Raw genomic sequence first — 23,442 nt, 5'->3', positions numbered from 1 at the left:
CGCAAGTGATCACCCCGCCGCCCGCCCCTCGCCCCCCGGCTCCGGCAGCCCCTTCGTCATCCCCGGCAGGAAGTCCGTGAACAGCTCGTGGACTTCGCGGACCAGCGGGCGCAGCGCCCGGAAGCGGGCGAGTGAGACGCCCCGAGTCGTCAGGCGGGCGCCACGCTCGGCCAGCCGGTAGCTGCGCGCGCGCCCCTCGCTCCGGTCGAAGACCCAGTACATGACGAGCCCCATCAGGGAGAGCCACATCAACTCGGGGAGGACTTCCCGGAGTTCGTCCGGGACCTTGGCCTTGGACCCGGCGAGCACCTCGCGGTGGATGGCGATGGACTCCTCGCGCGGCCCCTCCGACTCGGGGGAGAAGGGGCTGAGCGGGCTGTCCGGATCGGCCGCGTTCTTGAAGAACTGCGCCGCGAACTCGTGGTACGGCTCCGCCACGTCCAGCCACGCCTTCAGCACCCCGGCGATCCGCGCCTCCAGATCCTTCTCCCGCTCCAGCACGGGCCGCACCGCCGCCAGGTGCTCGGTGCCGATCCGGTCGTAGAACCCCTGGATCAGGTGTTCCTTGCCGGCGAAGTAGTAGTACGCGTTACCGACGGAGACCCCGGCCTCCTTCGCGATGGCCCGCATCGTCGTCTTGTCGTACCCGCGCTCCTGGAAGAGCCGCAGCGCGGTCTCCAGGATCAGCGCGCGGGTCTGCTCGGACTTGGCGGAGCCCTTGGGACCGGGCTGCTCCGTGCCGTCCCTGGGGCCGCCGGCCCCCGCGTCGGGCTTGTCGGCGCCGGGCTCTGGGCTGGGGTTGTCGTTCAGTGCGGCCACGGGCAGAGCCTAACGAGTCGCGCAGGTACCGGTGTCGCAGCCACCGGGAGGGCGGTACAGCCACCCGTACCGCCGGTCGTACGCCCATCCCGTCAGCTCGGCCCCGCCGCTCCCGCAGCCCGAGCCGGGCTGCCGGTGGGTGCCCCGCCACTTCGCGGCGGCGAGTACGGCAGTGCGCGCGAACCGGGCCCCCGCCGGGGTGCTCAGCCGGTGCGCGAGCGGCCGGTGCTGGCGCAGCGCCCACAGACACACGATCCAGGCGGAGGCCCCCCGGTACACCTGCCCGCCGTCCCCCACGATCGTGATCTCCTCCAGCGTCGCCCCGTGGTCGAGCGACGGAAACAGCCGCCGAGCCTCCTCGGACCCCGCCGCCACGAACCCCAGCGGCACCAACTGCCGCTGTCTGCCCAGCCACTCCCGCAGGAAGGCGCACAGCCCGCACCCGGCGTCGTACAACACGGTGAGCCCGCGAACCGGGACGCGCTCGGCGCCCCGGTCCCCGGTGGCCGCGTCGGCCGTGGTGGTCATGCCCGCCCCGTCGGAGCGACCCAGCCCTGCGGCGCGACCGGCGGTGCCAGCTCCCGCTCCATGACCCCCCGCCGCCGGAACTTGTTCAGCACGAACACGTTCCCCAGGTGCAGCGCCCCGAGCACGAGCAGCACCACGCCGAGCTTCGCCGACACCGCCTCGAACACCTCACGCGGGCTGGTGATGGCGCTGTCCGCGTTCAGATACAGCGCCACGAACCCCAGGTTCACGAGATAGAACCCGACCACCAGCAGGTGGTTCACCGCGTCCGCGAGGTTCTCGTTCCCCCGCAGCACATCCGAGAGAAAGATCCGCCCGTTCCTGCTCAGAGTCCGCGCCACCCACACCGTCAGCCCCACGCTGACCAGCAGATAAATGACATACGCGACGACAGTGAGGTCCATGCCCCCACCCCTTCCGGGATTTCTTGAACACGTTCAAAATGTTCTTGGTGAGACTGTAGCCCTGTTTTTGAACGTGTTCAAGCGGGAGTCATCTCCGGCGGCAGACGGTCATCCGGTGCGGGCCAGCTCCGGCCGCTTGCTGTAGTCCGTGAACCCGATGACGTTCCCCCAGGGATCCGCGAACTCGACCGTCCACCCCGTGGCGACCGAGAACGGCGCGTCGAGCGGCGGCACCCCCGCTGCCGCGAGCGCCCGCGCGGCGCCCCGGGCGTCCCGCACCTCCAGCCACACCCGGGCCGACCCCCACACGGGCGGCCGGTGCCGCAACTCGTCCTCCACGCGGAGCAGCAGCCCGGGCGTCTCCTTGCCCACCTTCAGCCCCGCGATCCCGGCCTCGTCCAGCCGGAAGCCCACGGCGAAGCCGGCCCGCTCGTAGAAGGAGACGGCCTCGCCGAGGTCGCCGACGGGGAGGAGGACGTTGTCGAAGCCGAGCAGTTCGTACGACTCATCTGGCTCAGGCGACTCGTGTGACTCATGTGACCCTTTGTCTGACATGTCGTCAGATTAGAGCGTCGCGTCGAGCATCCGCGGGAACGACGTTCGCGCGGCTCGGGCGATACGCCGAGGGGCCGACCGTCGAGACGGCGGTGGTCAAGCCGGACGGTTCCGGCGAGGCATTCTCCGACCAGATCTGTACGAAGACGTCGTACGTCCACAACACCACGGCCTGGCTCATCGGCCTGCCCAAGCAGCAGCGCACCACGGGCACGACCTGCGCGGCCCACGACGTCGCCGACCCGGCCACGAAGCTGATCAAGGCGACCCGCAGCACCTACGACAACCTGTCGTACGGCGATGCCCCGACGAAGGGGCTGGTCACGGCCGCCTCCGGTGTGGATGGCACCGGGACCTCGTACTCGGTCGTCACGAGGACGACGTACGACCCGCTGGGCCGGGTCCGGACCGTCGCCAAGCCGGGGGCCGGTACGACGGAGATGCAGTACACCCCCGGAGACGGGGGTGGCCCGGTCACCTCCGTGAAGGCGATCAACGCCAAGGGTCACGCCGTCACCACGACCTTCGACCCGGGCCGCAGCCTCGCGCTGACGGTCACGGACGCCAACAGCCGGGCCACCCGCAACGAGTACGACGCCCTCGGCCGCTTCGTGAAGGGCTGGTCACCGTCCCGCTCCTCGGGTGGCAAGTCACCGAACGTCGAGATCGAGTACCAGCCGGCGGTCGCCACCTCGAAGGAGTCCCGTCCCGCAGCAGTCACGACCAAGTCGCTGAAGGACGACGGCTCTTACAGCCGTCAGGTGACGATCTACGACGGCTTGATGCGCCAGGTCCAGACCCAGTCGGAGGCACACGGCCCCGGTCGCGTCATCACGGACACCACCTACGACGATCACGGCCTGGCCGACGAGCAGACCAGCGCGTATCTCGCGAAGGGCGATCCGGCCGCCGAACTCTTCGCCCCCAAGTCGAAGTCGCTCGTTCCGAGCCGGGTGAAGTTCCGGTACGACGGCCTGGAACGTCCGGTGAGCGAGTCGACGTACCACGACGAGAAACTGGTACACGCGACCAAGTCGGAGTACGGCGACACCAGCACGTACGTGGACCCGGCCGGCTCGACCTCGCCGCGGACCCGGACGTTCACGGACGCGCTCGGCCGAGTCACCTCGATCGTCCACAACAAGGACGACAGCACGACCGCCGGACGCACGACCACCTACGGGTACGACGCCCGCGGCCAGCGCACCAGCGTCACCGATCCCGCCGGCAACGAGTGGACGTACAAGTACGACGCCCGGGGCCGGGTGACCTCCACCACCGACCCGGACGTGGGCAAGACGGACACCTGGTACGACGAGGCCGACCGGCCGTACAAGGTCACGGACGCGGAGCAGCGGACGACGTACACGGCGAAGGGGGGAGTGTTGGGTGAGCGACGCTGGAGTGGCTGCGGTCGCGGCGACGGCACACGACCTGAGCTACGAAGTCGCGCTCTCGCGCCCCGTGCCATATATCATCGGTGCTATGGACAGTGGGCGGTACTCGATCGAGATCGAGCCGGAGGTGCGGCTGTGGCTGGAGAACATTCCCGCCCATCACTACAAGCAGGCCGAACGCGTCGCCGACCTGCTCGCCGAGCAGCCCACCACGCTCGACGAACCGCACTCCCGCCACCTGGGCGGCAAGCTCCGCGAGCTGCGCTTCCGCCTGGGCGATGCCCATCAGCGCATCACCTACTGGCTGGCGCCCGGCCGACGTGTCGTGCTGCTCACCGTGTTCCGCAAGACCAAGCTGCGCGAGCAGGCCGAAGTGGACCGCGCCCACGCCGCACAGCGATTGTGCGAGGCAGAGCATGAAGCCGCCGCCGAGCACGACCTCTACAGCCGCAACCTCAAGGAGAACCGATGAACCACAGCGAATGGAGGACCCGTCGCCACCGCCAGCTGCTGGGCGAACACCTGGACGCTGACCCCGAGTACGACCGGGTCTACGAAGAGGCCGGCCTCGCCATGACGTTGGGCAAGGCCGTCTACGACCGGCGTAAGCAGCTGGGTCTGAGCGAGGCCGATCTCGCCGAGCGCATGCACGTCGACATCGATGACATCGAAGGCATCGAGACGGCCACCGAGCTGCCGCCCATCGCGGTCATCATGCGCCTGGCCCGCGCACTGGACCTCACGGTGGACGTGCACCTCGCTGGCGGAGACGAGCCCACCGTCACCATCGTCGCCCCAGCGGCTTGAGGCGGGGAGGAACCATGCAGGACCCGCCTTCCGCGCTCGCCCGTGAGCTCGGGCAACTCGTCCACGACCGGCGCATCGAGCTCGGGCTGTCCCAGGCCGAGCTGGCCGAGCGGTGCGGGATGAAGCAGCCGCAGATCTCCCGCTTCGAAGGCGGCGGGACCGTGCCCACGCTTCCCCTTCTGCGCCGCCTGGCTCAGGCTCTCGGCGCCGACCTGACCATCAGCCTCACCCCGCACGACAAAGCCGCTTGACACGCATTCGGAATTCCTGGAATTCCCCAGGCGGTGTAGACCACTGACGGCAGTAGTGACGGCAACACCAGAAGACTCCAGCGCAAGAGCACGAACATCCGGCGACTGTCAAATCGCCCGCTGACCAGCAAACTTGCAGGTAAGAGCGGCCTGGCCCGCACGCGTATGTGCTGGCGGACAAGACACCAGTGCTCGTTCACAACAGCAACTGTGACGCCGCTCATCTGGTATCGAAGATCGATGTTGAGAATCTTTCGATGACCAAGACCGTTGAAAATCACACCTGGGATATCGCTGGTACCCGAGACGTGGATGCTCCCAACTTCGGCAAGGCTGCACGTCCTTACATGAATGACAACAATGGGCAGCTTGTAGGGGAAATAATGGCCGGGTCTACTCCCAGGCTAGATTCCCGCGGCGCTGCCGGGGTTGTCGAGTGGAGGACGCCCGGAGCGATGAACGGAAGCAGCGGGGTCTGGGAGCTGAACATCGACGCAAACTCGAACAAGATTGCCCACTTCCTCTTCAAGAGCACGAAAGGATAGTCATCTAAGTGAAGTTTTCCATCCAAGAAGGATCTTCCCTTGAGGGTGTACTCACCTACGATGATTCCGAGTACGGATTCTCCTTTAGTGCACAGAGTGCAGAGTCGCTGAGCGAGAGGCTTGGCTCGGAGGGGGTTACGAGCGTGCTGATCGGCACGCTGCAGCTCGAGGTCGACATTGCATCTCGGGACGTGCTGTTCGCCTGGGGGTATTTTCCGAACGTCCGGGGTGAAGTGGCCGAGTTGGGTACGCCCAGATGTTCCCCTGGGCGGGTGTTCATCTCGTCGGATCACTCCTTCCAGCCTGGAGTTTCACTTGCGGTTCCTGGAAAGGGGTGGCGGGTTTCTTATGACCCTTCATCTGGTTGGGTCGCCATTCGTCGAATGGATACTGGCGACGCTGATTTCGTCCAGATCGCCAGTGGAATCGTCCTTGGTATCGATACCGGTAATCTGGCTTCTGTCTGGCTTCATCCTGTTTTTTCAGCGTGACAGGCTATGGAGTAGATAGATAAGCGGTAGATCGGTGGCGTTAGCAAAAATGAAGCCCCGCCAGGTGCGTCATGGCGGGGCTTCTGCGGTGCACCAGTTGCGGGTCCGGCCTGCGGTCATGGCGGCCAAGGCCTCGATGTATGTCTCGTCCGAGCAGCCGTAGCTGTGGGCGAACATGCGGACCCGATCCGCGCTGACCCCGAAAGCGCCCGGCTTCGATGGAGCTGATGCGCGCCGAGTTGACGTTGAGCAGCTCGCCTGCGTGGGCGGAGTGGCTTTTCCCGGGCGTATAGGCGAGGGGGCTGCCCGTTCGCGGAGGACGGGCGGCTCCCTCAGGAGCTATGGCTTCGGGATTACGAGAAGCGCGGTGCGTGGTCCCCTGTGTCAGACCTCGCAGTCTCCCACCCGGCGGGTGCTCACCGCGATGTCGTCCATCCGCATCTCGAACGCGGCTGGTGCCGGGTTCGCCTGGTACAACTGCCAGCCCAGCTTCAGCTTGTCGAAGGTGGGGAAGACGAAATCGTCCGTCGTGCCGCCGTGCTGCTTCGTGGAGACGGTCAGGTCGGGCTGTTCCACGCCGTCCAGATAGACGGTGACCCGGTTGTCGGTGGCGTCGAGGTGGAACTCGGCGCACTGCCACTTCCCCGCGACCGCCGGAGCCGAGGTCTTCCAGGCTGTCCAGTCGCCCGTCGGGCCCAGGTCGGAGCCCACGCCCCAGAAGTTCCCGGGCTCAGTGGGGGCGTACTGGCCGCCGAGGGGGCGGACGAGGGTGGGGGAGTTGGGGCCGGAGGCCTCTGCGAGGGTCCAGTGGGCCCAGGCGGGGGCCGTGGGGAACTCGGTCACGCGTAGGCGGAGGCGGGCCCAGAAGCTGTTGCCGGGCGGGGCGAGGTCGGAGAGGACGACGAAGGCGCGTCCGTTGCCCTCGCTGCGGATACGGAGTTCGCGGCCCTGGCCGTCGGCGCTGGGCTCGACGGTCAGGGTGCCGGTGCCGTCGGAGGTGTCGGTGGTCCAGCCTCGGCCCCGGGTGACCGGGCCGAGGGGAAGGTGATTGAAGTTCTCCCGGACGAGAGTGCCGCCGTACGTCTGATGCGGGGCGGTCGTAGCCGAGGACGTGGGGGGTGCCGCGATCAGGATCGCGGCCGCGGCCGACAGTGCGGCCGCGGCTTTCCTCAGGAAGGTCATGGGGGAAGTCTGTGATCAATGACCTCATCCGTCATGGGAGTTGGACGCGATCCGGCCAAGCGGAACCCTCCACGCGGGCCCCCGGCCACGGCTACTGCGGGAAGCTCGGCTTCAGGCTCAGCTCCGTCACGGTGCCTGTCGTGATCCCGGAGGCGCCCGCCCGGAAGAACAGGCGGTGTCGCCGTTGAGGCTCGCGGCCAGGAGGTCCTTGTCGCCGTCGCCGTCAAGGTCGCGCAGGCGGATGGCGGAGCCGAACATCTCGTCGTCCTCGGGGTTGCCCGGAACCCCCGCCGTCGCCCGGGTGAACCACTGGGAGCCGGTCCCGGTCAGGCCTTCTTACCGCCGCGCAGGATGTGGACGCTGCCGTCGTCCTCTGCGGAGCCGACCCCGAACAGGCGTGCAGACACGCGTCGAGGCACGAGGGTCGTACGGGACGCGCGGTGTTGCGGTATTCAAGAGCGCCGGGCTACGCCACGACCACCCGGGTCCCGTTGAAGTTCGCGACGATCTCCAGTTCCCCGCCCAGCGCCTCCACATAGGCCGCGACCGTTCCCACCTCGGCGGACTCGGTTCTGCCGCGTTCGATGGCGGACACCCGTTCCTGTCGTACGTGCATACGGTCGGCCACCTCGCGCTGGGTGAGGCCGAGTTGCCTGCGCATCTCGGCCAGCCGGTGGGCACGTGCCTCGGCGACCATGCGCCGGGCACCGGCCATGATCTCGTCCAGGTCCTCGGTGTCGAAGACCTCTCCTTTGACCTCGTCCCATGAGTGGAAGCTGGTCATCGCTCTGTCTCCTCGTCGCGGCGCCGGGCCAGGTGGTCCAGCCACTCGGTATAGCGTTCCTCGGCCAGCGGTATCGCCGGGCGGTACCACGCCGTCCATCGCCCGGCCTTGTCACCCGCGACCAGGAGTACCGCGCTGCGTCCGGGATCGAAGGCGAAGAGGATCCTGATCTCCGTGTCCCCGGTGGAACCGGGGCGCAGTTCTTTGAGGTGATGCAGGGCGGAACCTCTGATCCGATCCACCAGAGGGCGCCCGAGATCCGGGCCCTCTTCCACGAGGGCCTGAATCGCCTGGCCCACCAGCCGTGCCGTGGTGCGATCGTCCTTGCGCAGTCCGTGCAGCCAGTCGCGCACCTCTCCGGTCATTTCAAGAGGCCAGGCCATCAACGTTCACCGTGTAGTACGTGTACATACTAGTACCCTGATGTACTGACCGCCATCCGCGCCGACAGCCCGGCGCGGATCACCCGAAGGAGTGGCCGCCTCTTGTGGGCCGCTCCCGCATCCCCTGTCAGTACCACCCCCTTACTGTCCCGTCGTCCCCAAGTCGGCCGTCGGTGACGGGAACCGAAAGCCGCAGACCGGCTATCTCCCTTATGAGGGCGACCGTATGCTCGCTGTCATCCTCAGCAAGGCGATGCTGCTCGCCAAGGACACGGAGATCACGGACCCGACGATCCCCAGCCGGCTGTGACCTCAGCCGACTGTCACGAGGGACTGTGACTCCGCCCACAAGCGGGAGCCGGGCGGGGACCGGCCGAAGTAACAACTTCTCTCCGGGCCCTTCCCTCCTGCAATATGACGGACAGCCCATATTCAGTCAGCCGCTCAAGCAACAACGACGCAGGAGTCAGTACCGTGACCGAGCAGCCTCAGCAGCCCGCTCAGCCCCCGCAGCCGCCGCAGCCCGGATACGGGTACCCGGGCGCCGCCCCCGGTCAGCCGGGCGCCAACCCGTACGGGGCTCCGCAGGCCGGTGACCCGTACGGGGCTCCGCAGGGCGGTTACCAGCAGCCGGGCGCGGGCCAGCCCGGCTACGGCTACCCGCAGCAGGGCGGTTACCCGCAGGGTGGCGGCTACCAGGTGCCTCCGACGCCGGGCGGCGCGTACACGGGCGACCCCAACGCCCCGTACGGCTACGACCCTTACGGCCGCCCGTACTCCGACAAGTCGAAGATCGTCGCGGGCATCCTCTCGCTGTTCCTGGGCTCCTTCGGCGTCGGCCGCTTCTACATCGGTCACGTCGGCCTCGGCCTCGCGCAGCTCTTCACCTGCGGTGGCCTCGGCATCTGGGCGCTGGTCGACGGCATCATCCTGCTGACCGGCAGCAACACCACGGACTCCAACGGACGTGTCCTGCGTGGCTGAACGCGGCCTCATCGCTCTCCGGCATCCGGCGGCGGCCCCCTTCGCGGTGGCCGCCGCCGGGCTGGCGGGCGCCGCGTATCTGTACGGCACCAACCCGCACGAGCCCGGCCATCTGCTGCCCCAGTGCCCGTTCCGCTATGTCACGGGGCTGCTCTGCCCCGGCTGCGGTGGCACCCGCATGGTGTACGACCTGATGCACGGCCAGTTCGCCGCCGCCTGGCACGACAACCGGGTGCTGCTGCTCGCCGCGCCCTTCGCCCTCGCGCTGCTCGGCCGCTGGGCCGTCGAGGGACTGCGCGGTCGCCGCTGGCGCCCCGAACTGACGCCCCGCACCCAGGCCTTGATCCTGGGCATCGCGGTGACGTGGACGATCGTCCGCAACCTTCACTGAGCGGGACGGCGGTCGCAGTGGTCGCGGTGGGCGCAGCCGAATCCTGTTTCCTTCCCCCTGCCGATCCCCGTAAATCCCTTACGCCCGCTTTATCTTGCCCAGTCGTCGCAAGTTGGCTGGAATCGGATCACGGAATCGGAACGATCGCTTGATTCCCCTCCCATCCGCCCCCTGCGTCTCACTACGCTGCAACGGCTGCAGGGGGGATGACGGGGGACTACGTCGTGCTCGATCGTTGGCCGGTATTTGCCGTGCCCGATCGCTGCCGGTTTTTGCCGCGCCTTCTCTCCTGGACTCGCCCCGGAGCAATCCGCTTCGGTTATTCAGTCAGTACATCCAGGAGTTATTTCCATGACCGTCCCCACCCCTGACGCTCCCTTCGGCCACGACCCGCAGGGTCGCCCGTACTCCGACAAGTCGAAGATCGTCGCCGGTGTTCTGCAGCTCTTCCTCGGCGGGCTCGGCATCGGTCGCTTCTACGTCGGTTCCGTCGGCGTGGGCGTCGCCCAGCTCCTCACCTGCGGTGGTCTGGGCATCTGGGCCCTGATCGACGGCATCCTGTTCCTCACGAGCAACGACCGCACCGACGCGCAGGGCCGTGTCCTGCGCGGCTGATCGCGCTGAGGATCACCGCCGAGGTGATCGACCGAAGGGCCTTGTCCGCCGCGGAGCTTCCCTCTGAGCTCCGCGCGGGACGGGGCCCTCGTGCGTGGGGCGTGAGAATGCTGAGTACCGGCGTACGCCGGGTACGCGGAAGGCCCGCAGGCGAGCCTGCGGGCCTTCCGTCATCCATGCCGGCGGTGAATCAGAAGCGGCGGATCAGAAGCGGCGCGTGATGAGCGCCCGCTTCACCTCCTGGATCGCCTTGGTGACCTCGATACCGCGAGGGCAGGCGTCCGTGCAGTTGAACGTCGTACGGCAACGCCACACGCCGTCACGGTCGTTGAGGATCTCCAGGCGCTGCTCACCGGCCTCGTCGCGCGAGTCGAAGATGAAGCGGTGGGCGTTGACGATCGCGGCCGGACCGAAGTACTGGCCGTCGTTCCAGAACACCGGGCACGAGGACGTGCACGCGGCGCAGAGGATGCACTTCGTGGTGTCGTCGAAGCGCTCGCGGTCCTCGGCGGTCTGGAAACGCTCGCGCGTCGGCTCGTTGGTGTCCTTCGTGATCAGGAAGGGCATCACGTCCCGGTACGCCTGGAAGAACGGCTCCATGTCCACGACCAGGTCCTTGAGGACCGTGAGGCCCTTTATGGGCTCGACCGTGATCGGCTTCTCGGGGTTGATGTCCTTGATCAGCGTCTTGCAGGCCAGACGGTTCTTGCCGTTGATCCGCATGGCGTCCGAACCGCAGATGCCGTGGGCGCAGGAACGGCGGAACGTGAGGGTGCCGTCCTCGTCCCACTTGATCTTGTGCAGACCGTCGAGGACGCGCTCCTTGGGGTCGATCTCCAGGACGAAGTCCTGCCAGCTCGCCTCGGCCGCGACCTCGGGGTTGAAGCGGCGCACGCGGAACGTGACCGTGATGTACGGGGAGGCCGCGGAATCCGCCTCGACCTTGTCCAGAACAGGGGTAGCCATCAGTACTTACGCTCCATCGGCTGGTAGCGGGTCTGGACGACCGGCTTGTAGTCGAGACGGATGGACTCGGTGCCGTCGTCGCCGACCTCGCGGTACGCCATGGTGTGGCGCATGAAGTTGACGTCGTCGCGGTTCGGGTAGTCCTCACGGTAGTGACCGCCGCGGGACTCCTTGCGGGCGAGCGCCGACACGGCCATGACCTCGGCGAGGTCGAGCAGGTTGCCCAGCTCGACGGCCTCCAGCAGGTCGGTGTTGAACCGGCGGCCCTTGTCCTGGATCGCCACGTTCTTGTAGCGCGCGCGCAGCTCGCCGATCTTCTCGACGGCCGTCTTGATCGTCTGCTCGGTGCGGAACACCATGACGTTGGCGTCCATGGTCTCCTGCAGCTCGCGACGGATGTCGGCCACGCGCTCGTTGCCCGTGGCCGAGCGCAGCCGCTCGATCTGCTCGACGACCAGCGACTCCGGGTTCTCCGGCAGCTCGACGAAGTCGGCCGTCTGGGAGTAGTCGGCGGCGGCGATGCCCGCCCGCTTACCGAACACGTTGATGTCGAGCAGCGAGTTGGTGCCGAGACGGTTGGCGCCGTGCACGGAGACACAGGCGACCTCGCCGGCGGCGTACAGGCCCGGAACGACGGTGGTGTTGTCGATCAGGACCTCACCCTGGACGTTCGTCGGGATGCCGCCCATGGCGTAGTGCGCGGTCGGCTGGATCGGGATCGGGTCCGTGTAGGGCTCGATGCCGAGGTACGTCCGCGCGAACTCGGTGATGTCCGGGAGCTTGGCGTCGAGCTGCTCCGGCGGGAGGTGCGTGAGGTCGAGGTAGACGTGGTCGCCCTCGGGGCCGCAGCCGCGGCCCTCACGGATCTCCGTGTAGATGGACCTCGACACCACGTCTCGCGACGCCAGGTCCTTCATCACCGGCGCGTACTTCTCCATGAAGCGCTCGCCGTCCTTGTTGCGGAGGATGCCGCCCTCACCGCGGGCGCCCTCCGTCAGCAGGATGCCCATGCGCCAGATGCCGGTCGGGTGGAACTGGAAGAACTCCATGTCCTCCAGCGGCAGCCCCCGGCGGTACACGGCCGCCTGGCCGTCACCGGTCAGCGTGTGCGCGTTCGACGTCACCTTGAAGAACTTGCCGGTGCCGCCGGACGCGTAGATCACGGCCTTCGCCTGGAAGATGTGGATCTCGCCGGTCGCCAGCTCGTACGCCACGACACCGGCGGACTTCTTGACGCCGTCGACCTCGGTGATCAGCTGGTCGAGGACGTAGAACTCGTTGAAGAACTCCACGCCGTGCTTGACGCAGTTCTGGTACAGCGTCTGGAGGATCATGTGGCCGGTGCGGTCGGCCGCGTAGCAGGAGCGGCGTACCGGGGCCTCGCCGTGGTTGCGGCTGTGACCGCCGAAGCGGCGCTGGTCGATCGTCCCGTTGGGCGTCCGGTTGAACGGCAGGCCCATCTTCTCCAGGTCGAGGACGGAGTCGATGGCCTCCTTCGCCAGGATCTCGGCGGCGTCCTGGTCGACCAGGTAGTCACCGCCCTTGACCGTGTCGAAGGTGTGCCACTCCCAGTTGTCCTCCTCCACGTTGGCGAGCGCGGCGGCCATGCCGCCCTGCGCTGCGCCCGTGTGGGAACGGGTGGGGTACAGCTTGGTCAGCACGGCGGTACGGCTGCGCTGCGTCGACTCGATCGCCGCGCGCATACCGGCGCCGCCGGCGCCGACGATGACGGTGTCGTACTTGTGGATCTTCATGTTCGGTTACCTCAGCCCCGTGCCTATCGGATGTTCGGGTCGAAGGTGAAGATCACCAGCGTGCCCAGCAGGATGGTGAACACCGTGGCGGTGTAGAGCAGGCCCTTGAGCCACAGGCGGGTGTTCGGGCGCTCCGCGTAGTCGTTGATGACCGTGCGCAGGCCGTTCGCGCCGTGCAGCATCGCGAGCCACAGCATCAGCAGGTCCCAGGTCTGCCAGAACGGGGACGCCCAGCGGCCCGCGACGAACGCGAAGCCGATCTTGGAGACGCCGCCGTCGAGGACGAGCTGGATGATCAGGTGGCCGATGACCAGGACGACCAGGACGATGCCGGACAGTCGCATGAAGAGCCACGCGGCCATCTCGAAGTTGCCGCGGGTGGACTTCGGGGTCTTCTTGGTGCGCTTGCGGGGCGGCTCGATGAAGGGGGCCGGGTTGTCGGGGCTGTAGCCCGACAGCTCCCCGGCGCCCTCGACGGGGCCGATGCCGGATGCGGTGGTTTCAGTGGCGGACATCTGTCTCAGCTCCCGAAGACTTCACGGACGGCGTGGCCGAGGACGGGGTACAGGGCCCCGATCATCAGCACGAGCCAGAGGCCGACGACGGTCCAGAGCATCGTCTTCTGGTGACGGGGGCCGTTCGACCAGAAGTCGACGGCGATGACCCGAAGACCGTTGAGCGCGTGGAAGAGGATGGCGGCGACGAGGCCGTACTCCAGCAGCGCGACGATCGGCGTCTTGTACGTGGCCACGACCTTGTCGTAGGCGTCGGGGGAGACGCGGACGAGAGCGGTGTCCAGCACGTGTACGAACAGGAAGAAGAAGATGAGGACGCCGGTGACTCGATGAGCCACCCAGGACCACATTCCTTCCCGGCCGCGGTACAGCGTTCCAGCCGGCACGGAAGAACCCTCCGGGAGCGGGGATTGGGGCCGGCCGGCTTGCTTGTCGGTCTGACCCGGCCGGGTACGGTCCACCGGCCCCGGCCATGGTAGCGACGTCGTTGCACTTGGCTTAAGCCGGGAGGGTTGGTGTGATCAAACTGGCATACAAAGGTGCACGTAAGGGTGACTAGCGGGCGGCATCCGGGGTGGGGGTTCTTGTGGGGTGCCGGGGGCGGGTTCGTTGTGGCTGGTCGCGCAGTTCCCCGTGCCCCTAAGAGGTCGCGCAGTTCCCCGTGCCCCTGAGTTGGCTGGTCAGGCGTTCTCTCGCCAGGCGCCGGAGTTCCTCCGCCACCACCACCCTCTCCTCCTCCGGGTCGTTTCCCAGGCGGGAGCGGATGCCCTCCAAGGTGCGGTCGAGGAGTTCGGCGGGGGGTGCGTCGGCCTGGGAGATGACGAAGACGTGGCCGAAGCGGGCCTCGTAGGCGGCGTGGGCGGCGTTCAGGGCGGTGTGGGCCACGCCGTAGGTGTCGTCGGGGAGGGTGGGGAGGGTTTCGCCGGCCAGGGCCTCCGCCAGGTCGGCTGCCGTGAGGTCGTACGCGGCCTCGTCCGACGCGGCGAGTAGGGCGTCGAGGTCGGGGTAGGGGCGGTGGTCGGCGAGGCGGTGGGCCCAGCGGAGGCTGCGCAGGCAGGTGAGGAGGGCCTGCCGGGTGGTGTCCGCGGGGGCGTGGTTGAACCGCTCCAGGGCCGACGGGCCGGGGGTGCGGGCCTGCTCCGGTATGGCGACCTGGCCGGGGAGGTGGGGGAGACGGTGCGGAGGCAGCGTGGTTCCTCGGCGGTGCGTAGGGGTCGGCTGGGCAGGCCGTGCGAAATGTGCCACCACGTTATCGAGGCGGGTCATGGGCTGTCCGTTCGATGCCCGAATTTCACCCGAACGGGAGAGTTTCGGAACCTGTGGTGGACGGATGGGGCGGTGGGACGTCGTAGGTTCGAGAAGGGGACTCGGAAGCGAGTCGGGAGAAGACCGGGAGAAGACCGGGGGAAGTCGCGGGCGAGAGGTGCGTGAGATGTCGTGGATGCTGACCGGGATCGGGACCGGGGGCGCGTCGTGAACCGGGGTCGGCGCAGGGCACCCCGCAGGAAGACGGCGATCACGTCGAAAGGGTTGCTCCTGGGCACGGGAGTCGTGCTGGCGGGCGGCGCGGTCGCGGCGGCCGTGACCGTGTGGCCGGGCGACGGGACGCGGACGCCGAGCGGGTCGCAGCCGTCGCGGGAGCGGTCGTCCGTGAGCGCCGCCGAGAGTTCGCCGTCCGCGTCGCCGTCGCCTTCGCGCTCCTATCCGTTGTCCCAGAAGCCCCTGACCATCCCCGCCGTACGGCAGCACGAGGCCGCCCGTGGACCCGGCTGGAAACCCGCCGACGGGGGCCGGGTCGTCGTACGGCACGCGGCGCTGGCCGACGAGGGCCGGCTGACCGCCGGGGAGCTGGGGCTGGCCTATGCGGGGGAGGCGCAGCCCCGGGACGGGGACGTGGAGCTGGCGCTCAACGGTGCGGACGAGCCGAGGTCGGAGGCGTACACGCTGACGGTGAAGGACCGGCGGGTGCGGATCGCCGCGCCCGCCGAGGCGGGGGTCTTCTACGGGACGCGCACCCTGAAGCAGGAGGTCCGCGGCGGCGGTACGGCGCCGGAGGGTGTCGTACGGGACGAGCCGGCCAAGCCGCAGCGCGGGTTCATGCTCGACATCGCACGCAAGCACTTCACGGCAGGCTGGATCGAGGACCGCATCCGTGAGCTGGGCGACCTCAAGTACAACCAGCTCGGGCTGCACTTCTCCGACGACCAGGGGTTCCGGATCGAGTCCACGAGCCATCCCGAGGTGGTGTCGGAACAGCACCTCACCAAGGCCCAGGTGCAGAAGATCCTGGACCTCGCGAGGAGCCGGCACATCGAGGTCGTACCGGAGATCGACTCACCCGGGCATCTGGGGGCCGTGATCGCTGCCAATCCGGGGCTGCAGCTGAAGAACGCGCAGGGCGTGGCCGCGAGCGGAGCCGTCGACATCTCCGATCCGGAGTCCGCCGAGGTCGTGGACGAGCTGCTCGACGAGTACGCCGGCCTCTTCGACGGCGCGTACTGGCATCTCGGCGGCGACGAGTACCGGGCGCTGATGGTGTCGAACCCCGAGGCGTCCTACCCGCAGCTGGCCGCCGCCGCGCGGGCGAAGTACGGCTCCGGCGCGACCGTCGCCGACCTCGCGACCGGCTGGCTGAACGACCGGGCCAAGGTGATGCGCGGGCACGACCGGACGGTACGGGCCTGGAACGACGGGTTCTTCCGCGGCGGGTCGGTCCAGGCGGACAAGGCGATCCAGGTCGCGTACTGGACGGGCAAGGAGATCGGGGCCCGGCCGCCGATCGAGTACCTGAGCGCCGGGCGCCAGGTGATCAACTACAACGACGAGTACCTGTACTACGTCCTCGGCGAGCCCAACCAGTTCTTCTACCCGACCGGGCAGCGCATCTACGAGTCCTGGACCCCACGGGTGCTGCGCGGCACGACCGCCGTCCCCGCCCAGTACGACGACCAGATCCTCGGCGGTGTCTTCGCCGTCTGGTGCGACCTCGCGAACCGGCAGACCGAGGCGCAGGTCGCGGCGGGCGTCCGGATGCCGCTGCGGGCGCTGTCGCAGAAGGTGTGGGATCCCGGGAAGCCGACGATGGCCTGGACGGAGTTCCGGGAGCTGGCGGGGAAGGTGAGCTGACCCTGCGGGCGTTCACGCGGAAACAGGTCGACGGGCGGGGCGGGTGAACCGTATGTTCCGCGTGTTCTGATCGCCGAGCGTGAGGGTCTGGGGAGGACAACGTTCGGTGCGTTTCGATCACGCGGGGGGTCTCACGATGAACTGTGCGCGCTGCGGAAACCATGCGGCGGCACCCGGCGGCGAGCTGTGCCGGCAGTGCGAGGTGGCGGCCCCGCCGCTTCCCGCGCACCCGGCGCGGCCCGCTCTGCCGCCGCATGGGGCCGCCTGGCTTCGGTCGCCGGTGGGGTTCGGGCGGGCGGTGGTGGCGCTGCTCGGGGTGGTCATCGCCGTCGATCTGCTCTCGATGTGGGCTGACACGGCGCTGCTCGACGTGAGGGGCCGGATGGCGGACGGGGAGTGGGGTGCGGCCGTCGAGCGGGACTCGGACTGGGCGGACCTGCTCGTCGAGCTGGCCGGTGGCCTGCAGATGCTCACCTTTTTCGCCACCATCGCCGTCTTCCTGGTGTGGTTCCACCGGGTGCGGATCAACGCCGAGGTGTTCGACCCGTCCGGACACGGGTTGAGGCGGGGCTGGGCGATCGGCGGCTGGTTCGTGCCGCCCGTGCTCCTGTGGTTTCCGCGACGGATCGCGATCGATTGCTGGGACGCGAGCAGCCCGCGGGAGAAGCCCCGGTCGCACGTGCTCGTCAACGCCTGGTGGACGCTGTGGCTGATCAGCCTCCTAGTGAGAGAGGTGGCGGACAGGGCGCACTACGGGGCGGAGTCGGCCGCGGAGTATCGATCGGCCGCCAAGCAGATGCTGTTCGCGGACGCCGTCGAAATCGTGGCCGCCGTGTCTGCCGTTCTCTTCGTTCTCGCGCTCACCCGGATGCAGCACGACAAGGCGTGGAGTGGACCGCGCGTGCCGGAACCCGTCTCTCTTTGAACCCGTCCTCACGCATCCGTGCGGATTGCCCGATTCCGGGGGCGAACTGCCGTACGGATGTGGTGTATTCCCGGTATGGGGTACTGGGGGTACTACGTCGTGGGCAGGAGCGAGCGGCCGCTCGCGGAGCTGGACGCGCTGGCCGGCGCCGAGGGTATGACACTGCGCGCGACGGCGGCCGGCGGCTGGCAGGTCTGGGCGTACCAGACGGGCGCGCCCGGTGACGAGGCCGCCGGGGACGCCGGGGGCGGTGGCGACGTCGGGAACATGAACACGCTCGCCCGGGAGACGGGGGCGCCCGCGCTGTTCGGCTACGTCATGGGCAGCGACTGCGTGGTCGTCGAGGCCGCCGGGCCGGAGAGCGGGGCGTGGACCACGTGTCTCGCGCGGCGCGCCATGGCCGCGTACCTGGGCGATGGTCAGGGGCTCACCGTCGAGGACTACTTCCTCGAGCCGCGCGACGCCGCCGAGCGTGCCGTCGCCTGGGCCGCGGAGGCCGGGCGGGCCGTCGTCGAGCGGTCGTTGGCCGATGTGTTGACCTCAGAGCCTGGACCGGTGGACCCCCTGGCTGAAAATATTCTGTTCCGGTTGCTCGACCGGCTCGGGGTCGTTCCACTGTGACACTCCCGCGTCGTCGCACGCAGTAAGGGGAAGTGTGGGCTCCGTATAACCGGGGCGTGGTCGAGCGGGATCTAGGGGAGGCGTGATGAGCCTGGTGAAGCTGATCGCCCAGGCCGACGAACGCGGTCTGGCGGCAAGCGGGTTGGCTTGTTTGGACCGCTGCGTACCGCTTCTCGGGGGCGACGACGAGGTTCTGCGTCCGCTGTGGGCGGGGCTGGTGGACGACGGGGAGGGGTGGGGGGAGAAGGTGGCGAAGGTACGGGGCGAACTGGCCCCGCCCGCCTCCGCTTCCGATTCGGCCGCCGACTCGGCCTCCGCCTCCGACTCGGAATCCGGTTCCGGTTCCGGCTCCGGTTCCGGCGGGGGCGAGGAAATCGTCCTCCTCGCTCGCCGGATGCTCGACGCGGTTCCCGTGGAGCGGTCCGGTGACGGGCTGCGTGAGTGGGCCGACGTGTGTTCGATCTCAGCCCTGCGGATCCATCAGCTGCTCGACCCGCTGGACGCCGGGGGTGACGACTCCGTGGCGGCCTGCCGTGCGGGCCGTACCGAGGGCGCCTCCCATCTCGTCGCCGCCGAGCTGCGTCGTCAGGTCGTGGTGCTGGAACTCTTCGCGCAGCACGGGGCGGCGGGGGCGCGCCAGGCGCTCGGTGTGGCCACGGAGGGGCGGCGGGTGCTGCGGGCGGTCGTGTCGCGGCGGGCGCGTGGGGCGCGGCGGTAAACCTCGTTCTCCTGGCGGGTCCTGTGGGTGTCCTGGGGCCGGGTGTGGTGGTCCTGCGCCGGTGTCGCGCACACGCCGAAATCGCGAAACGTCTCGCGTGGGGCAGGCGCTTTCCCGAGTGTGAGCGCACAGCAGACATTCAGTTCGGGCAGTACCCCCAGCATGGCGGGGGGTCCCGGGAACCGGCCCGGGAGCGCGGCGAAACCCCTTCGGTGGGCGGCCGACGCGGTGGCGATGATGCGGGAAGGGGCGAGGGTGCGTCTCGACTACTCGACACAGAGTCTGTGGCGGGTGGACCGGATGATCGAGGAGATAAGGCGGGAAGGGGCGCCGTATGCCGCCGTGGAGGGGGCGTTGCGGGGGTTCGGGGCGTACGGGGGCGAAGTCGTCGTGCGGTGGGCTGGGGGCGAGTGGGTCGAGTCGGGCGGGGGGTACTGGGTGCGGACCTGGGACGGCCGTTTCTGGGACCCGCTCGACGAGGCCCGGCGGTGCTTCGCGGGCGACGGGTCCCTGCGGCTGCTGTGCCACGACGCGATGCCCTCCGGCTGAGCCCGGGAGTTTCTCGCCCCCACCCCCCGCCCCCGCCCAGGGGGTGCGGGGCTACGGGGTCAGGAGTTGGCCCAGGCGGCCGCCGGTGGGGGTGCCCAGCTGGGGGATGCCGTAGTACGAGGACCTCGTCGGGGACGGTGTGCCGTTCGCCGATGGGACGTACAGGATCGTGCCGTTGCCGGTGTCCTCGCCCTCCGTGCCGGTGAGGAGGTCGGCGTAGCCGTCGCCGGTGAAGTCGGTGAGGGAGGTCGCGGAGCCGAACTTGTCGTCCGTCTCGGTGGAGCCGGGGATGTTCGGGGCGTCCTGGGAGAGGGCCAGGGAGCCTGTGCCCGTCAGGCCGGTGGAGGTGCCCTTGAGGAGCCACACCGAGCCAGCGTCGGCGCGGTTCTTCCCGGCGCGGGTGATGTCCTCGTTGGGCGCGCCGGTGAGGACGTCGGCGTGGCCGTCGGCGTCGACGTCGCCGACGGAGACGGAGGAGCCGAAGCCGTCCGAGGTCTCGGAGGCGCCCTCGACGTTCGCCGTGACCTGGTGGATCGTCGTCGTGCCGGTGGTGGTGAAGCCGGTGGACGTACCGGGCACCACGGTGACCTGGCCGCCCGCGTTGCCGCCGGACTCGGAGGCGTAGGACTGGCCGACGACGATGTCGTCGTAACCGTTGCCGTCGACGTCGCCCGCGGCGACGGCCCGGCCGCCCTTGACGGTCAGGGTCGCCACCTTCGTCAGCCCCAGCGACTTGGAGCCCCTGAACCAGGTCACCTTGCCGACGCCGGACGCGTCACGGTAGTTGAGGGCCACATCGGCGTAGCCGTCCCGGTTGAAGTCGCCGGTCGCGGCGTCCGCGTACGCCAACGCGCCGGTCGCCGTCGTGAGGTCGCCGGCCACCTCGTGGCCGTCGTTGAAACGGGCCGCCCAGTTGCCGCCGGTACCGGTGGCCGCGGTGAACACGACCGCCCTGCCGTCGGCGTTGAAGTCCCCTACCGCCACGGTCGCGCCGAACCGCGCGCCGGTCGGCTCGTGGTCGTCGCCGAGGGCCATGGTGTCGGCGTCGGCGGTGAAGGAGGGCCCGTAGAGGATCGTCACCGCACCCCGGTCCGCGTGCCCGGTGGTGTCGTCCTCGCCGGGCGCGCCGATCGCGAGGTCCGCGTACCCGTCGCCGTTGATGTCGCCCCACGCGGTCGCCGCGCCCCACTGGTCGCCGGACTCCGCGGCGCCCGGCACACCCATGCTCGCCTGGTCCAGGCGGAGCCTGGATCCGGAGGCGGGGCCGTTCACGCCGCCCGGGACCAGGGTGATCCAGCCGCTGCCGGTCCGGTGCGTCGGCGCCACCAGGTCGCTCACGCCGTCGCCCGTGTAGTCGGCGGTCGGGATCGCGGAGTCGCGGCCGGCGGAGGCGGCGTAGCGGCGTATCCCGGGAAGCTCGGCGTAGAGGTGCGCGCCCGGGGACGTGGTGGTCGCCGCGTCCAGGCCGCCGGAGATCACGTCCAGCTCCGCCGACTCGCCCTGCGCGTACACGCCGGTGTCCTCGGCCGCCGTCAGCGTCACCTTGCCGGCCGGGTCACCGGCGTACTGGCCCAGCTTCCACGCCGCCAGCCGCGCCACGGACTCCACGGCCGCCCGGCTCGGCCCGCCGCTCCGGAAGTCACCGAGCACCGCGATGCCCGTCGAGTCCCCGTCGAAGCCGGGGGTGTGCTCGCCGCGCACCGACAGGTCCGCGCCGCCCGCCCGGCCCTCGTAGACACGGCCGCACTTGTCGACCACGAAGTTGTAGCCGAGGTCGCCCCGGCCCGCCGTCCGGATGTCGTACGCCATGAGCGCGCGGATCAGCGCGGGGGACTCGGCACAGCTGTAGGAGTTGGTGCTGCCCGTCTGATGGACGAAGACCGCGCTGATCTTGTCGACGTACTCGGCCGTCCCCGTCACGGTCGACTCGTCGGCGCCCCAACGGGCCCGGCTGATGATCGGGGGGCGCGTGACTGTCGAGGCGAGGGGGGTGGGCACGTCGTCGGCGGTGGCCGTGTCGATCTCCGTGTCGGCTACCGGGCCGGTCGCCGTGTCGGCTGTCGGGTCGGCTGTCGTGACCTCGGCGACGAACGCGGTGCTGCTCATGCCGCCGGTGGTGTCGGCCGGGCCGGCGCCGGGCCCGGCCACGGCGTACGACACCATGCCCGCGCCGCCGGCCACGACGGCCCCGAGCGTCAGCCACGCCCTGCGCTTCAGACGCAGCGGCTCGTACGCACGGCTCCTACGGCGACTCAAATGCCCCACCCCTGGATGAACAACACGAAGACACCACCCGGCACAGGGGTGACTCTCCATTCAGCGCACAGGCCGCCGTGAACATCAGCATCGGCGGGTGCGCGTGTGGCCTATGTCACGAAGGAGACCGGTGTTGCCGCTTCCGGGTGATCTTCGGGGGGTTCGCCTGACGGCCTGTGACACTTCCGCGCGGTGCGACGCAGATGACCGTGGGGGCTTGGCGGCGGCCGGGACAGTCCCCGGGAAGGCGATCCCGGCACTGACTTGGCACTGTCTCGGACAGCTTGGGGCCAGGGAGGGGAACCTCGGCGCGTGCAGGCGTACGACGGTGAACTGGGCGCGGCCGTCGCGCGGGCCCAGGACGGGGACGAGGCCGCGTTCGCGGTGGCGTACCGGCTCGTGCAGCCCGGGCTGCTGGGGTATCTGCGCGGCATCGTCGGGGACGACGCGGAGGACGTCGCCTCGGACGCCTGGCTGGAGATCGCGCGGGACCTCGGGCGGTTCAAGGGCGACGGGGCGGGCTTCCGGGGCTGGAGCGCGACCATCGCCCGGCACCGGGCCCTGGACCATCTGCGGCGCCAGAAGGTCAGACCCCGGGCGACCGCGCTGGAGAACGACCTGCTGGAACTGCCGGGCACGCACAGCACCCAGGACCAGGCGCTGGAGTTGCTCTCCACCGAGCAGGCCCTCGCGCTCGTCGCCCGGCTGCCGCGCGACCAGGCCGAGGCCGTTCTGCTGCGTGTGGTCGTCGGCCTCGACGGCCCCGCCGCCGCCCGCGTCCTCGGCAAACGCCCCGGCGCGGTCCGCACCGCCACCCACCGGGGACTGAAGAGACTCGCCCAGCTCCTCCGCAGCGAGGGTGTGACGGATGACGGCCCCCGGACGCTGGGGGAGTCGAGATGACCGACAGCGACGACGGCCTCGGCCGCGACGGCGGCGATGGCGATCACTGCGGCCATGACTGCAACGGGACGTACGGCGACAGGGAAGGGCGCGAGATGCCGTCGGGCAGGGCGGAGTCGGACAACGGCGATGGGCGCGACAGCGAAGGTCGTGGCAGCGGAGGTCGGGACATCGGAGGTCGGGACGACGGTCGCCGGGGCATGAGCGACGCCGCTGCAGGCGACCCCGTTTCCGACGCCCCCGTACCCGGTGGCGCCTTCTCCCACGGCCTCGATTCCCGCGCCCCCGTGTCCGGTGCCGCCGCATCCCGCGCCTCCGCCCCGCCTCCCCCCGCATCCCTGGACGTCCCCTCCGTCGACGCCCTCCTCGCCGCCGCCGTACGTGGTGGCGCGTCGGCCGACAGTGTGGGGGAGGCGCGGGCGGTGGCTGCCTTCCGGGCGGCGCGGGAGAAGGGTGCGCGTACGGCCCGGACCCGGCGCCGGGACGACTGGCGGCCGAACGCGCGGCGCCGCGTCCAGCTCTCGATACGCACCACGCTGGCCGTACTGCTGGCCAGCCTCACCCTCGGCGGAGTCGCCTTCGCGGCGATCGGCTCGGCCCCGCGCGACGACAAGGGCGCCGACGGGGCCCACGGGGGTCACGGGAGCCAGGACCGGCGCCCCCGTACGACCGACGGCGCCCCCGTCCGTCCCGGCCCCTCGAACGCCCCGCGCGCGAACCCTTCGACAGCCGACAGCCCCGCCACTCAGGACACCGAGGCCCACTGCCGCGCGCACTACTGCGCCGAGCGACTCGACGGGACCACCACCCGAAAGCCGCGCGGGGGCGGGGAACGCCTCGCGTCCCAGCAGCCGGACAAGGCCGGCCGGCCGGCCGAAGGCAACGGCAACGGCAACGGCAACGGCAACGGCAACGGCAACGGCAACGGCAACGGCAACGGCAACGGCGACGGCAACGGCAACGGCGACGGCAA

General features: G+C 69.6%; 28 protein-coding genes and 2 pseudogenes. 16 read left to right on the top strand and 14 right to left on the bottom strand.

Features of this window, described 5'->3' with window-relative positions; translation table 11 throughout:
* Positions 1 to 9: 9 nt before the first annotated feature.
* From ACFU53_RS14580 to ACFU53_RS14565, 4 genes are all read right to left on the bottom strand, one after another.
* A complete protein-coding gene (locus tag ACFU53_RS14580; RefSeq protein ID WP_383990988.1) occupies positions 10 to 687 on the bottom strand; it encodes a TetR family transcriptional regulator in 678 nt (225 codons plus the stop codon).
* Between the two features lie 141 nt (positions 688 to 828).
* The gene (locus ACFU53_RS14575; RefSeq protein ID WP_383990919.1) at positions 829 to 1,347 is read right to left on the bottom strand and encodes a thiol-disulfide oxidoreductase DCC family protein; all 519 of its coding nucleotides are present in this window, start codon (positions 1,345 to 1,347) and stop codon (positions 829 to 831) included.
* Positions 1,344 to 1,751, bottom strand: coding sequence for a hypothetical protein (locus ACFU53_RS14570; protein ID WP_383990916.1), 408 nt, complete (start codon positions 1,749 to 1,751; stop codon positions 1,344 to 1,346). The genes ACFU53_RS14575 and ACFU53_RS14570 overlap by 4 nt, the downstream gene beginning before the upstream one ends.
* A 108-nt stretch (positions 1,752 to 1,859) precedes the next feature.
* Positions 1,860 to 2,306 (bottom strand): VOC family protein, encoded by a 447-nt coding sequence (locus tag ACFU53_RS14565; RefSeq protein WP_383990913.1) that lies wholly within the window; start codon positions 2,304 to 2,306, stop codon positions 1,860 to 1,862.
* Positions 2,307 to 2,386: 80 nt separating this feature from the next.
* On the opposite strand from ACFU53_RS14565, the pseudogene ACFU53_RS14560 reads away from it, so the two are divergent.
* From ACFU53_RS14560 to ACFU53_RS14535, 6 genes and pseudogenes are all read left to right on the top strand, one after another.
* Positions 2,387 to 3,676, top strand: a pseudogene (locus ACFU53_RS14560) (hypothetical protein); the annotation flags it as partial.
* Positions 3,677 to 3,791: 115 nt separating this feature from the next.
* Positions 3,792 to 4,175, top strand: a complete 384-nt coding sequence (locus tag ACFU53_RS14555) for a type II toxin-antitoxin system RelE/ParE family toxin (protein WP_383990910.1) — start codon at positions 3,792 to 3,794, stop codon at positions 4,173 to 4,175.
* Positions 4,172 to 4,510, top strand: a complete 339-nt coding sequence (locus tag ACFU53_RS14550; protein ID WP_383990907.1) for a helix-turn-helix domain-containing protein — start codon at positions 4,172 to 4,174, stop codon at positions 4,508 to 4,510. Before ACFU53_RS14555 ends, ACFU53_RS14550 begins: the two co-directional genes overlap by 4 nt.
* Positions 4,511 to 4,545: 35 nt before the next feature.
* Positions 4,546 to 4,761 (top strand): annotated as a pseudogene (locus ACFU53_RS14545) (helix-turn-helix domain-containing protein); the annotation flags it as partial.
* A gap of 167 nt (positions 4,762 to 4,928) precedes the next feature.
* Positions 4,929 to 5,306, top strand: a complete 378-nt coding sequence (locus ACFU53_RS14540) for a hypothetical protein (RefSeq protein WP_383990904.1) — start codon at positions 4,929 to 4,931, stop codon at positions 5,304 to 5,306.
* Positions 5,307 to 5,314: 8 nt separating this feature from the next.
* A complete protein-coding gene (locus ACFU53_RS14535) occupies positions 5,315 to 5,797 on the top strand; it encodes a hypothetical protein (RefSeq protein WP_383990901.1) in 483 nt (160 codons plus the stop codon).
* A 384-nt stretch (positions 5,798 to 6,181) separates the two neighbouring features.
* Here ACFU53_RS14535 and ACFU53_RS14530 read toward each other — a convergent pair whose 3' ends face one another.
* From ACFU53_RS14530 to ACFU53_RS14515, 4 genes are all read right to left on the bottom strand, one after another.
* Positions 6,182 to 6,979 carry a hypothetical protein gene (locus tag ACFU53_RS14530; protein ID WP_383990899.1) on the bottom strand — a complete coding sequence of 266 codons (798 nt, stop codon included), beginning with the start codon at positions 6,977 to 6,979 and terminating at the stop codon, positions 6,182 to 6,184.
* Positions 6,980 to 7,105: 126 nt separating this feature from the next.
* Positions 7,106 to 7,237, bottom strand: a complete 132-nt coding sequence (locus tag ACFU53_RS14525; RefSeq protein WP_383990896.1) for a hypothetical protein — start codon at positions 7,235 to 7,237, stop codon at positions 7,106 to 7,108.
* Between the two features lie 208 nt (positions 7,238 to 7,445).
* Positions 7,446 to 7,763: a helix-turn-helix domain-containing protein gene (locus ACFU53_RS14520; protein WP_383990893.1), complete on the bottom strand. Its 318-nt coding sequence runs from the start codon at positions 7,761 to 7,763 to the stop codon at positions 7,446 to 7,448.
* Entirely contained in the window at positions 7,760 to 8,128 is a 369-nt protein-coding gene (locus ACFU53_RS14515) for a type II toxin-antitoxin system RelE/ParE family toxin (RefSeq protein WP_383990890.1), read from the bottom strand. Before ACFU53_RS14515 ends, ACFU53_RS14520 begins: the two co-directional genes overlap by 4 nt.
* A gap of 492 nt (positions 8,129 to 8,620) precedes the next feature.
* Between ACFU53_RS14515 and ACFU53_RS14510 the strand changes: the two genes are divergently transcribed.
* From ACFU53_RS14510 to ACFU53_RS14500, 3 genes are all read left to right on the top strand, one after another.
* On the top strand, positions 8,621 to 9,130 hold the full coding sequence (locus ACFU53_RS14510; RefSeq protein WP_383990887.1) for a TM2 domain-containing protein: 510 nt from the start codon (positions 8,621 to 8,623) through the stop codon (positions 9,128 to 9,130).
* A complete protein-coding gene (locus tag ACFU53_RS14505) occupies positions 9,123 to 9,521 on the top strand; it encodes a DUF2752 domain-containing protein (protein ID WP_383990884.1) in 399 nt (132 codons plus the stop codon). The genes ACFU53_RS14510 and ACFU53_RS14505 overlap by 8 nt, the downstream gene beginning before the upstream one ends.
* Positions 9,522 to 9,872: 351 nt before the next feature.
* Complete coding sequence (locus tag ACFU53_RS14500; RefSeq protein WP_383990881.1) at positions 9,873 to 10,136, top strand: TM2 domain-containing protein; 264 nt, start codon at positions 9,873 to 9,875, stop codon at positions 10,134 to 10,136.
* A 204-nt stretch (positions 10,137 to 10,340) separates the two neighbouring features.
* Here the strand turns inward: ACFU53_RS14500 and ACFU53_RS14495 are convergent, their stop codons facing one another.
* The 5 genes from ACFU53_RS14495 to ACFU53_RS14475 all read right to left on the bottom strand — a co-directional run bounded on the left by ACFU53_RS14495 (position 10,341) and on the right by ACFU53_RS14475 (position 14,637).
* Complete coding sequence (locus ACFU53_RS14495; RefSeq protein WP_383990878.1) at positions 10,341 to 11,102, bottom strand: succinate dehydrogenase iron-sulfur subunit; 762 nt, start codon at positions 11,100 to 11,102, stop codon at positions 10,341 to 10,343.
* Entirely contained in the window at positions 11,102 to 12,856 is a 1,755-nt protein-coding gene (gene sdhA, locus ACFU53_RS14490) for a succinate dehydrogenase flavoprotein subunit (protein ID WP_383990875.1), read from the bottom strand. Before sdhA ends, ACFU53_RS14495 begins: the two co-directional genes overlap by 1 nt.
* A gap of 23 nt (positions 12,857 to 12,879) precedes the next feature.
* The gene (locus ACFU53_RS14485) at positions 12,880 to 13,371 is read right to left on the bottom strand and encodes a succinate dehydrogenase hydrophobic membrane anchor subunit (RefSeq protein WP_046918863.1); all 492 of its coding nucleotides are present in this window, start codon (positions 13,369 to 13,371) and stop codon (positions 12,880 to 12,882) included.
* A 5-nt stretch (positions 13,372 to 13,376) separates the two neighbouring features.
* Complete coding sequence (gene sdhC, locus ACFU53_RS14480; RefSeq protein ID WP_257566716.1) at positions 13,377 to 13,757, bottom strand: succinate dehydrogenase, cytochrome b556 subunit; 381 nt, start codon at positions 13,755 to 13,757, stop codon at positions 13,377 to 13,379.
* Positions 13,758 to 14,010: 253 nt separating this feature from the next.
* Positions 14,011 to 14,637 (bottom strand): 2-oxo-4-hydroxy-4-carboxy-5-ureidoimidazoline decarboxylase, encoded by a 627-nt coding sequence (locus ACFU53_RS14475; protein WP_383990872.1) that lies wholly within the window; start codon positions 14,635 to 14,637, stop codon positions 14,011 to 14,013.
* Between the two features lie 264 nt (positions 14,638 to 14,901).
* Here ACFU53_RS14475 and ACFU53_RS14470 point away from each other — a divergent pair, with 264 nt between their 5' ends.
* The 5 genes from ACFU53_RS14470 (at position 14,902) to ACFU53_RS14450 (ending at position 19,310) form a co-directional block, all read left to right on the top strand.
* Entirely contained in the window at positions 14,902 to 16,497 is a 1,596-nt protein-coding gene (locus ACFU53_RS14470; protein ID WP_383990985.1) for a glycoside hydrolase family 20 protein, read from the top strand.
* A 136-nt stretch (positions 16,498 to 16,633) separates the two neighbouring features.
* Entirely contained in the window at positions 16,634 to 17,422 is a 789-nt protein-coding gene (locus ACFU53_RS14465; protein WP_383990869.1) for a DUF4328 domain-containing protein, read from the top strand.
* A gap of 75 nt (positions 17,423 to 17,497) precedes the next feature.
* The gene (locus ACFU53_RS14460; protein ID WP_383990866.1) at positions 17,498 to 18,043 is read left to right on the top strand and encodes a hypothetical protein; all 546 of its coding nucleotides are present in this window, start codon (positions 17,498 to 17,500) and stop codon (positions 18,041 to 18,043) included.
* 85 nt (positions 18,044 to 18,128) lie between these two features.
* On the top strand, positions 18,129 to 18,761 hold the full coding sequence (locus tag ACFU53_RS14455; RefSeq protein ID WP_383990863.1) for a hypothetical protein: 633 nt from the start codon (positions 18,129 to 18,131) through the stop codon (positions 18,759 to 18,761).
* 162 nt (positions 18,762 to 18,923) lie between these two features.
* Entirely contained in the window at positions 18,924 to 19,310 is a 387-nt protein-coding gene (locus ACFU53_RS14450) for a hypothetical protein (protein WP_383990861.1), read from the top strand.
* A gap of 51 nt (positions 19,311 to 19,361) precedes the next feature.
* Here ACFU53_RS14450 and ACFU53_RS14445 read toward each other — a convergent pair whose 3' ends face one another.
* Positions 19,362 to 21,575 carry an FG-GAP-like repeat-containing protein gene (locus ACFU53_RS14445; protein WP_383990858.1) on the bottom strand — a complete coding sequence of 738 codons (2,214 nt, stop codon included), beginning with the start codon at positions 21,573 to 21,575 and terminating at the stop codon, positions 19,362 to 19,364.
* Positions 21,576 to 21,878: 303 nt separating this feature from the next.
* Between ACFU53_RS14445 and ACFU53_RS14440 the strand changes: the two genes are divergently transcribed.
* Both ACFU53_RS14440 and ACFU53_RS14435 read left to right on the top strand, forming a co-directional pair.
* Positions 21,879 to 22,469, top strand: coding sequence for an RNA polymerase sigma factor (locus tag ACFU53_RS14440; protein ID WP_383990856.1), 591 nt, complete (start codon positions 21,879 to 21,881; stop codon positions 22,467 to 22,469).
* A partial coding sequence (locus ACFU53_RS14435) for a hypothetical protein (RefSeq protein WP_383990853.1) occupies positions 22,466 to 23,442 on the top strand: 977 nt, incomplete at its 3' end. The genes ACFU53_RS14440 and ACFU53_RS14435, both read left to right, overlap by 4 nt.

Source organism: Streptomyces sp. NPDC057474 (assembly GCF_042802555.1).
In the GTDB taxonomy this organism is placed as follows: domain Bacteria; phylum Actinomycetota; class Actinomycetes; order Streptomycetales; family Streptomycetaceae; genus Streptomyces.
This window is presented reverse-complemented; position numbering and strand designations above follow the sequence as displayed.

Excerpts from the sequence above, each read along its gene's own strand:
- ACFU53_RS14575 (WP_383990919.1), bottom strand. The coding sequence starts at position 1,347 with ATGACCACCACGGCCGACGCGGCCACCGGGGACCGGGGCGCCGAGCGC.
- ACFU53_RS14570 (WP_383990916.1), bottom strand. The coding sequence starts at position 1,751 with ATGGACCTCACTGTCGTCGCGTATGTCATTTATCTGCTGGTCAGCGTG.
- ACFU53_RS14565 (WP_383990913.1), bottom strand. The coding sequence starts at position 2,306 with ATGTCAGACAAAGGGTCACATGAGTCACACGAGTCGCCTGAGCCAGAT.
- ACFU53_RS14555 (WP_383990910.1), top strand. The coding sequence starts at position 3,792 with ATGGACAGTGGGCGGTACTCGATCGAGATCGAGCCGGAGGTGCGGCTG.
- ACFU53_RS14550 (WP_383990907.1), top strand. The coding sequence starts at position 4,172 with ATGAACCACAGCGAATGGAGGACCCGTCGCCACCGCCAGCTGCTGGGC.
- ACFU53_RS14530 (WP_383990899.1), bottom strand. The coding sequence starts at position 6,979 with ATGACCTTCCTGAGGAAAGCCGCGGCCGCACTGTCGGCCGCGGCCGCG.
- ACFU53_RS14525 (WP_383990896.1), bottom strand. The coding sequence starts at position 7,237 with ATGTTCGGCTCCGCCATCCGCCTGCGCGACCTTGACGGCGACGGCGAC.
- ACFU53_RS14520 (WP_383990893.1), bottom strand. The coding sequence starts at position 7,763 with ATGACCAGCTTCCACTCATGGGACGAGGTCAAAGGAGAGGTCTTCGAC.
- ACFU53_RS14515 (WP_383990890.1), bottom strand. The coding sequence starts at position 8,128 with ATGACCGGAGAGGTGCGCGACTGGCTGCACGGACTGCGCAAGGACGAT.
- ACFU53_RS14500 (WP_383990881.1), top strand. The coding sequence starts at position 9,873 with ATGACCGTCCCCACCCCTGACGCTCCCTTCGGCCACGACCCGCAGGGT.
- ACFU53_RS14495 (WP_383990878.1), bottom strand. The coding sequence starts at position 11,102 with ATGGCTACCCCTGTTCTGGACAAGGTCGAGGCGGATTCCGCGGCCTCC.
- sdhA (WP_383990875.1), bottom strand. The coding sequence starts at position 12,856 with ATGAAGATCCACAAGTACGACACCGTCATCGTCGGCGCCGGCGGCGCC.
- ACFU53_RS14485 (WP_046918863.1), bottom strand. The coding sequence starts at position 13,371 with ATGTCCGCCACTGAAACCACCGCATCCGGCATCGGCCCCGTCGAGGGC.
- ACFU53_RS14475 (WP_383990872.1), bottom strand. The coding sequence starts at position 14,637 with ATGACCCGCCTCGATAACGTGGTGGCACATTTCGCACGGCCTGCCCAG.
- ACFU53_RS14465 (WP_383990869.1), top strand. The coding sequence starts at position 16,634 with ATGAACTGTGCGCGCTGCGGAAACCATGCGGCGGCACCCGGCGGCGAG.
- ACFU53_RS14460 (WP_383990866.1), top strand. The coding sequence starts at position 17,498 with ATGGGGTACTGGGGGTACTACGTCGTGGGCAGGAGCGAGCGGCCGCTC.
- ACFU53_RS14455 (WP_383990863.1), top strand. The coding sequence starts at position 18,129 with ATGAGCCTGGTGAAGCTGATCGCCCAGGCCGACGAACGCGGTCTGGCG.
- ACFU53_RS14450 (WP_383990861.1), top strand. The coding sequence starts at position 18,924 with ATGGCGGGGGGTCCCGGGAACCGGCCCGGGAGCGCGGCGAAACCCCTT.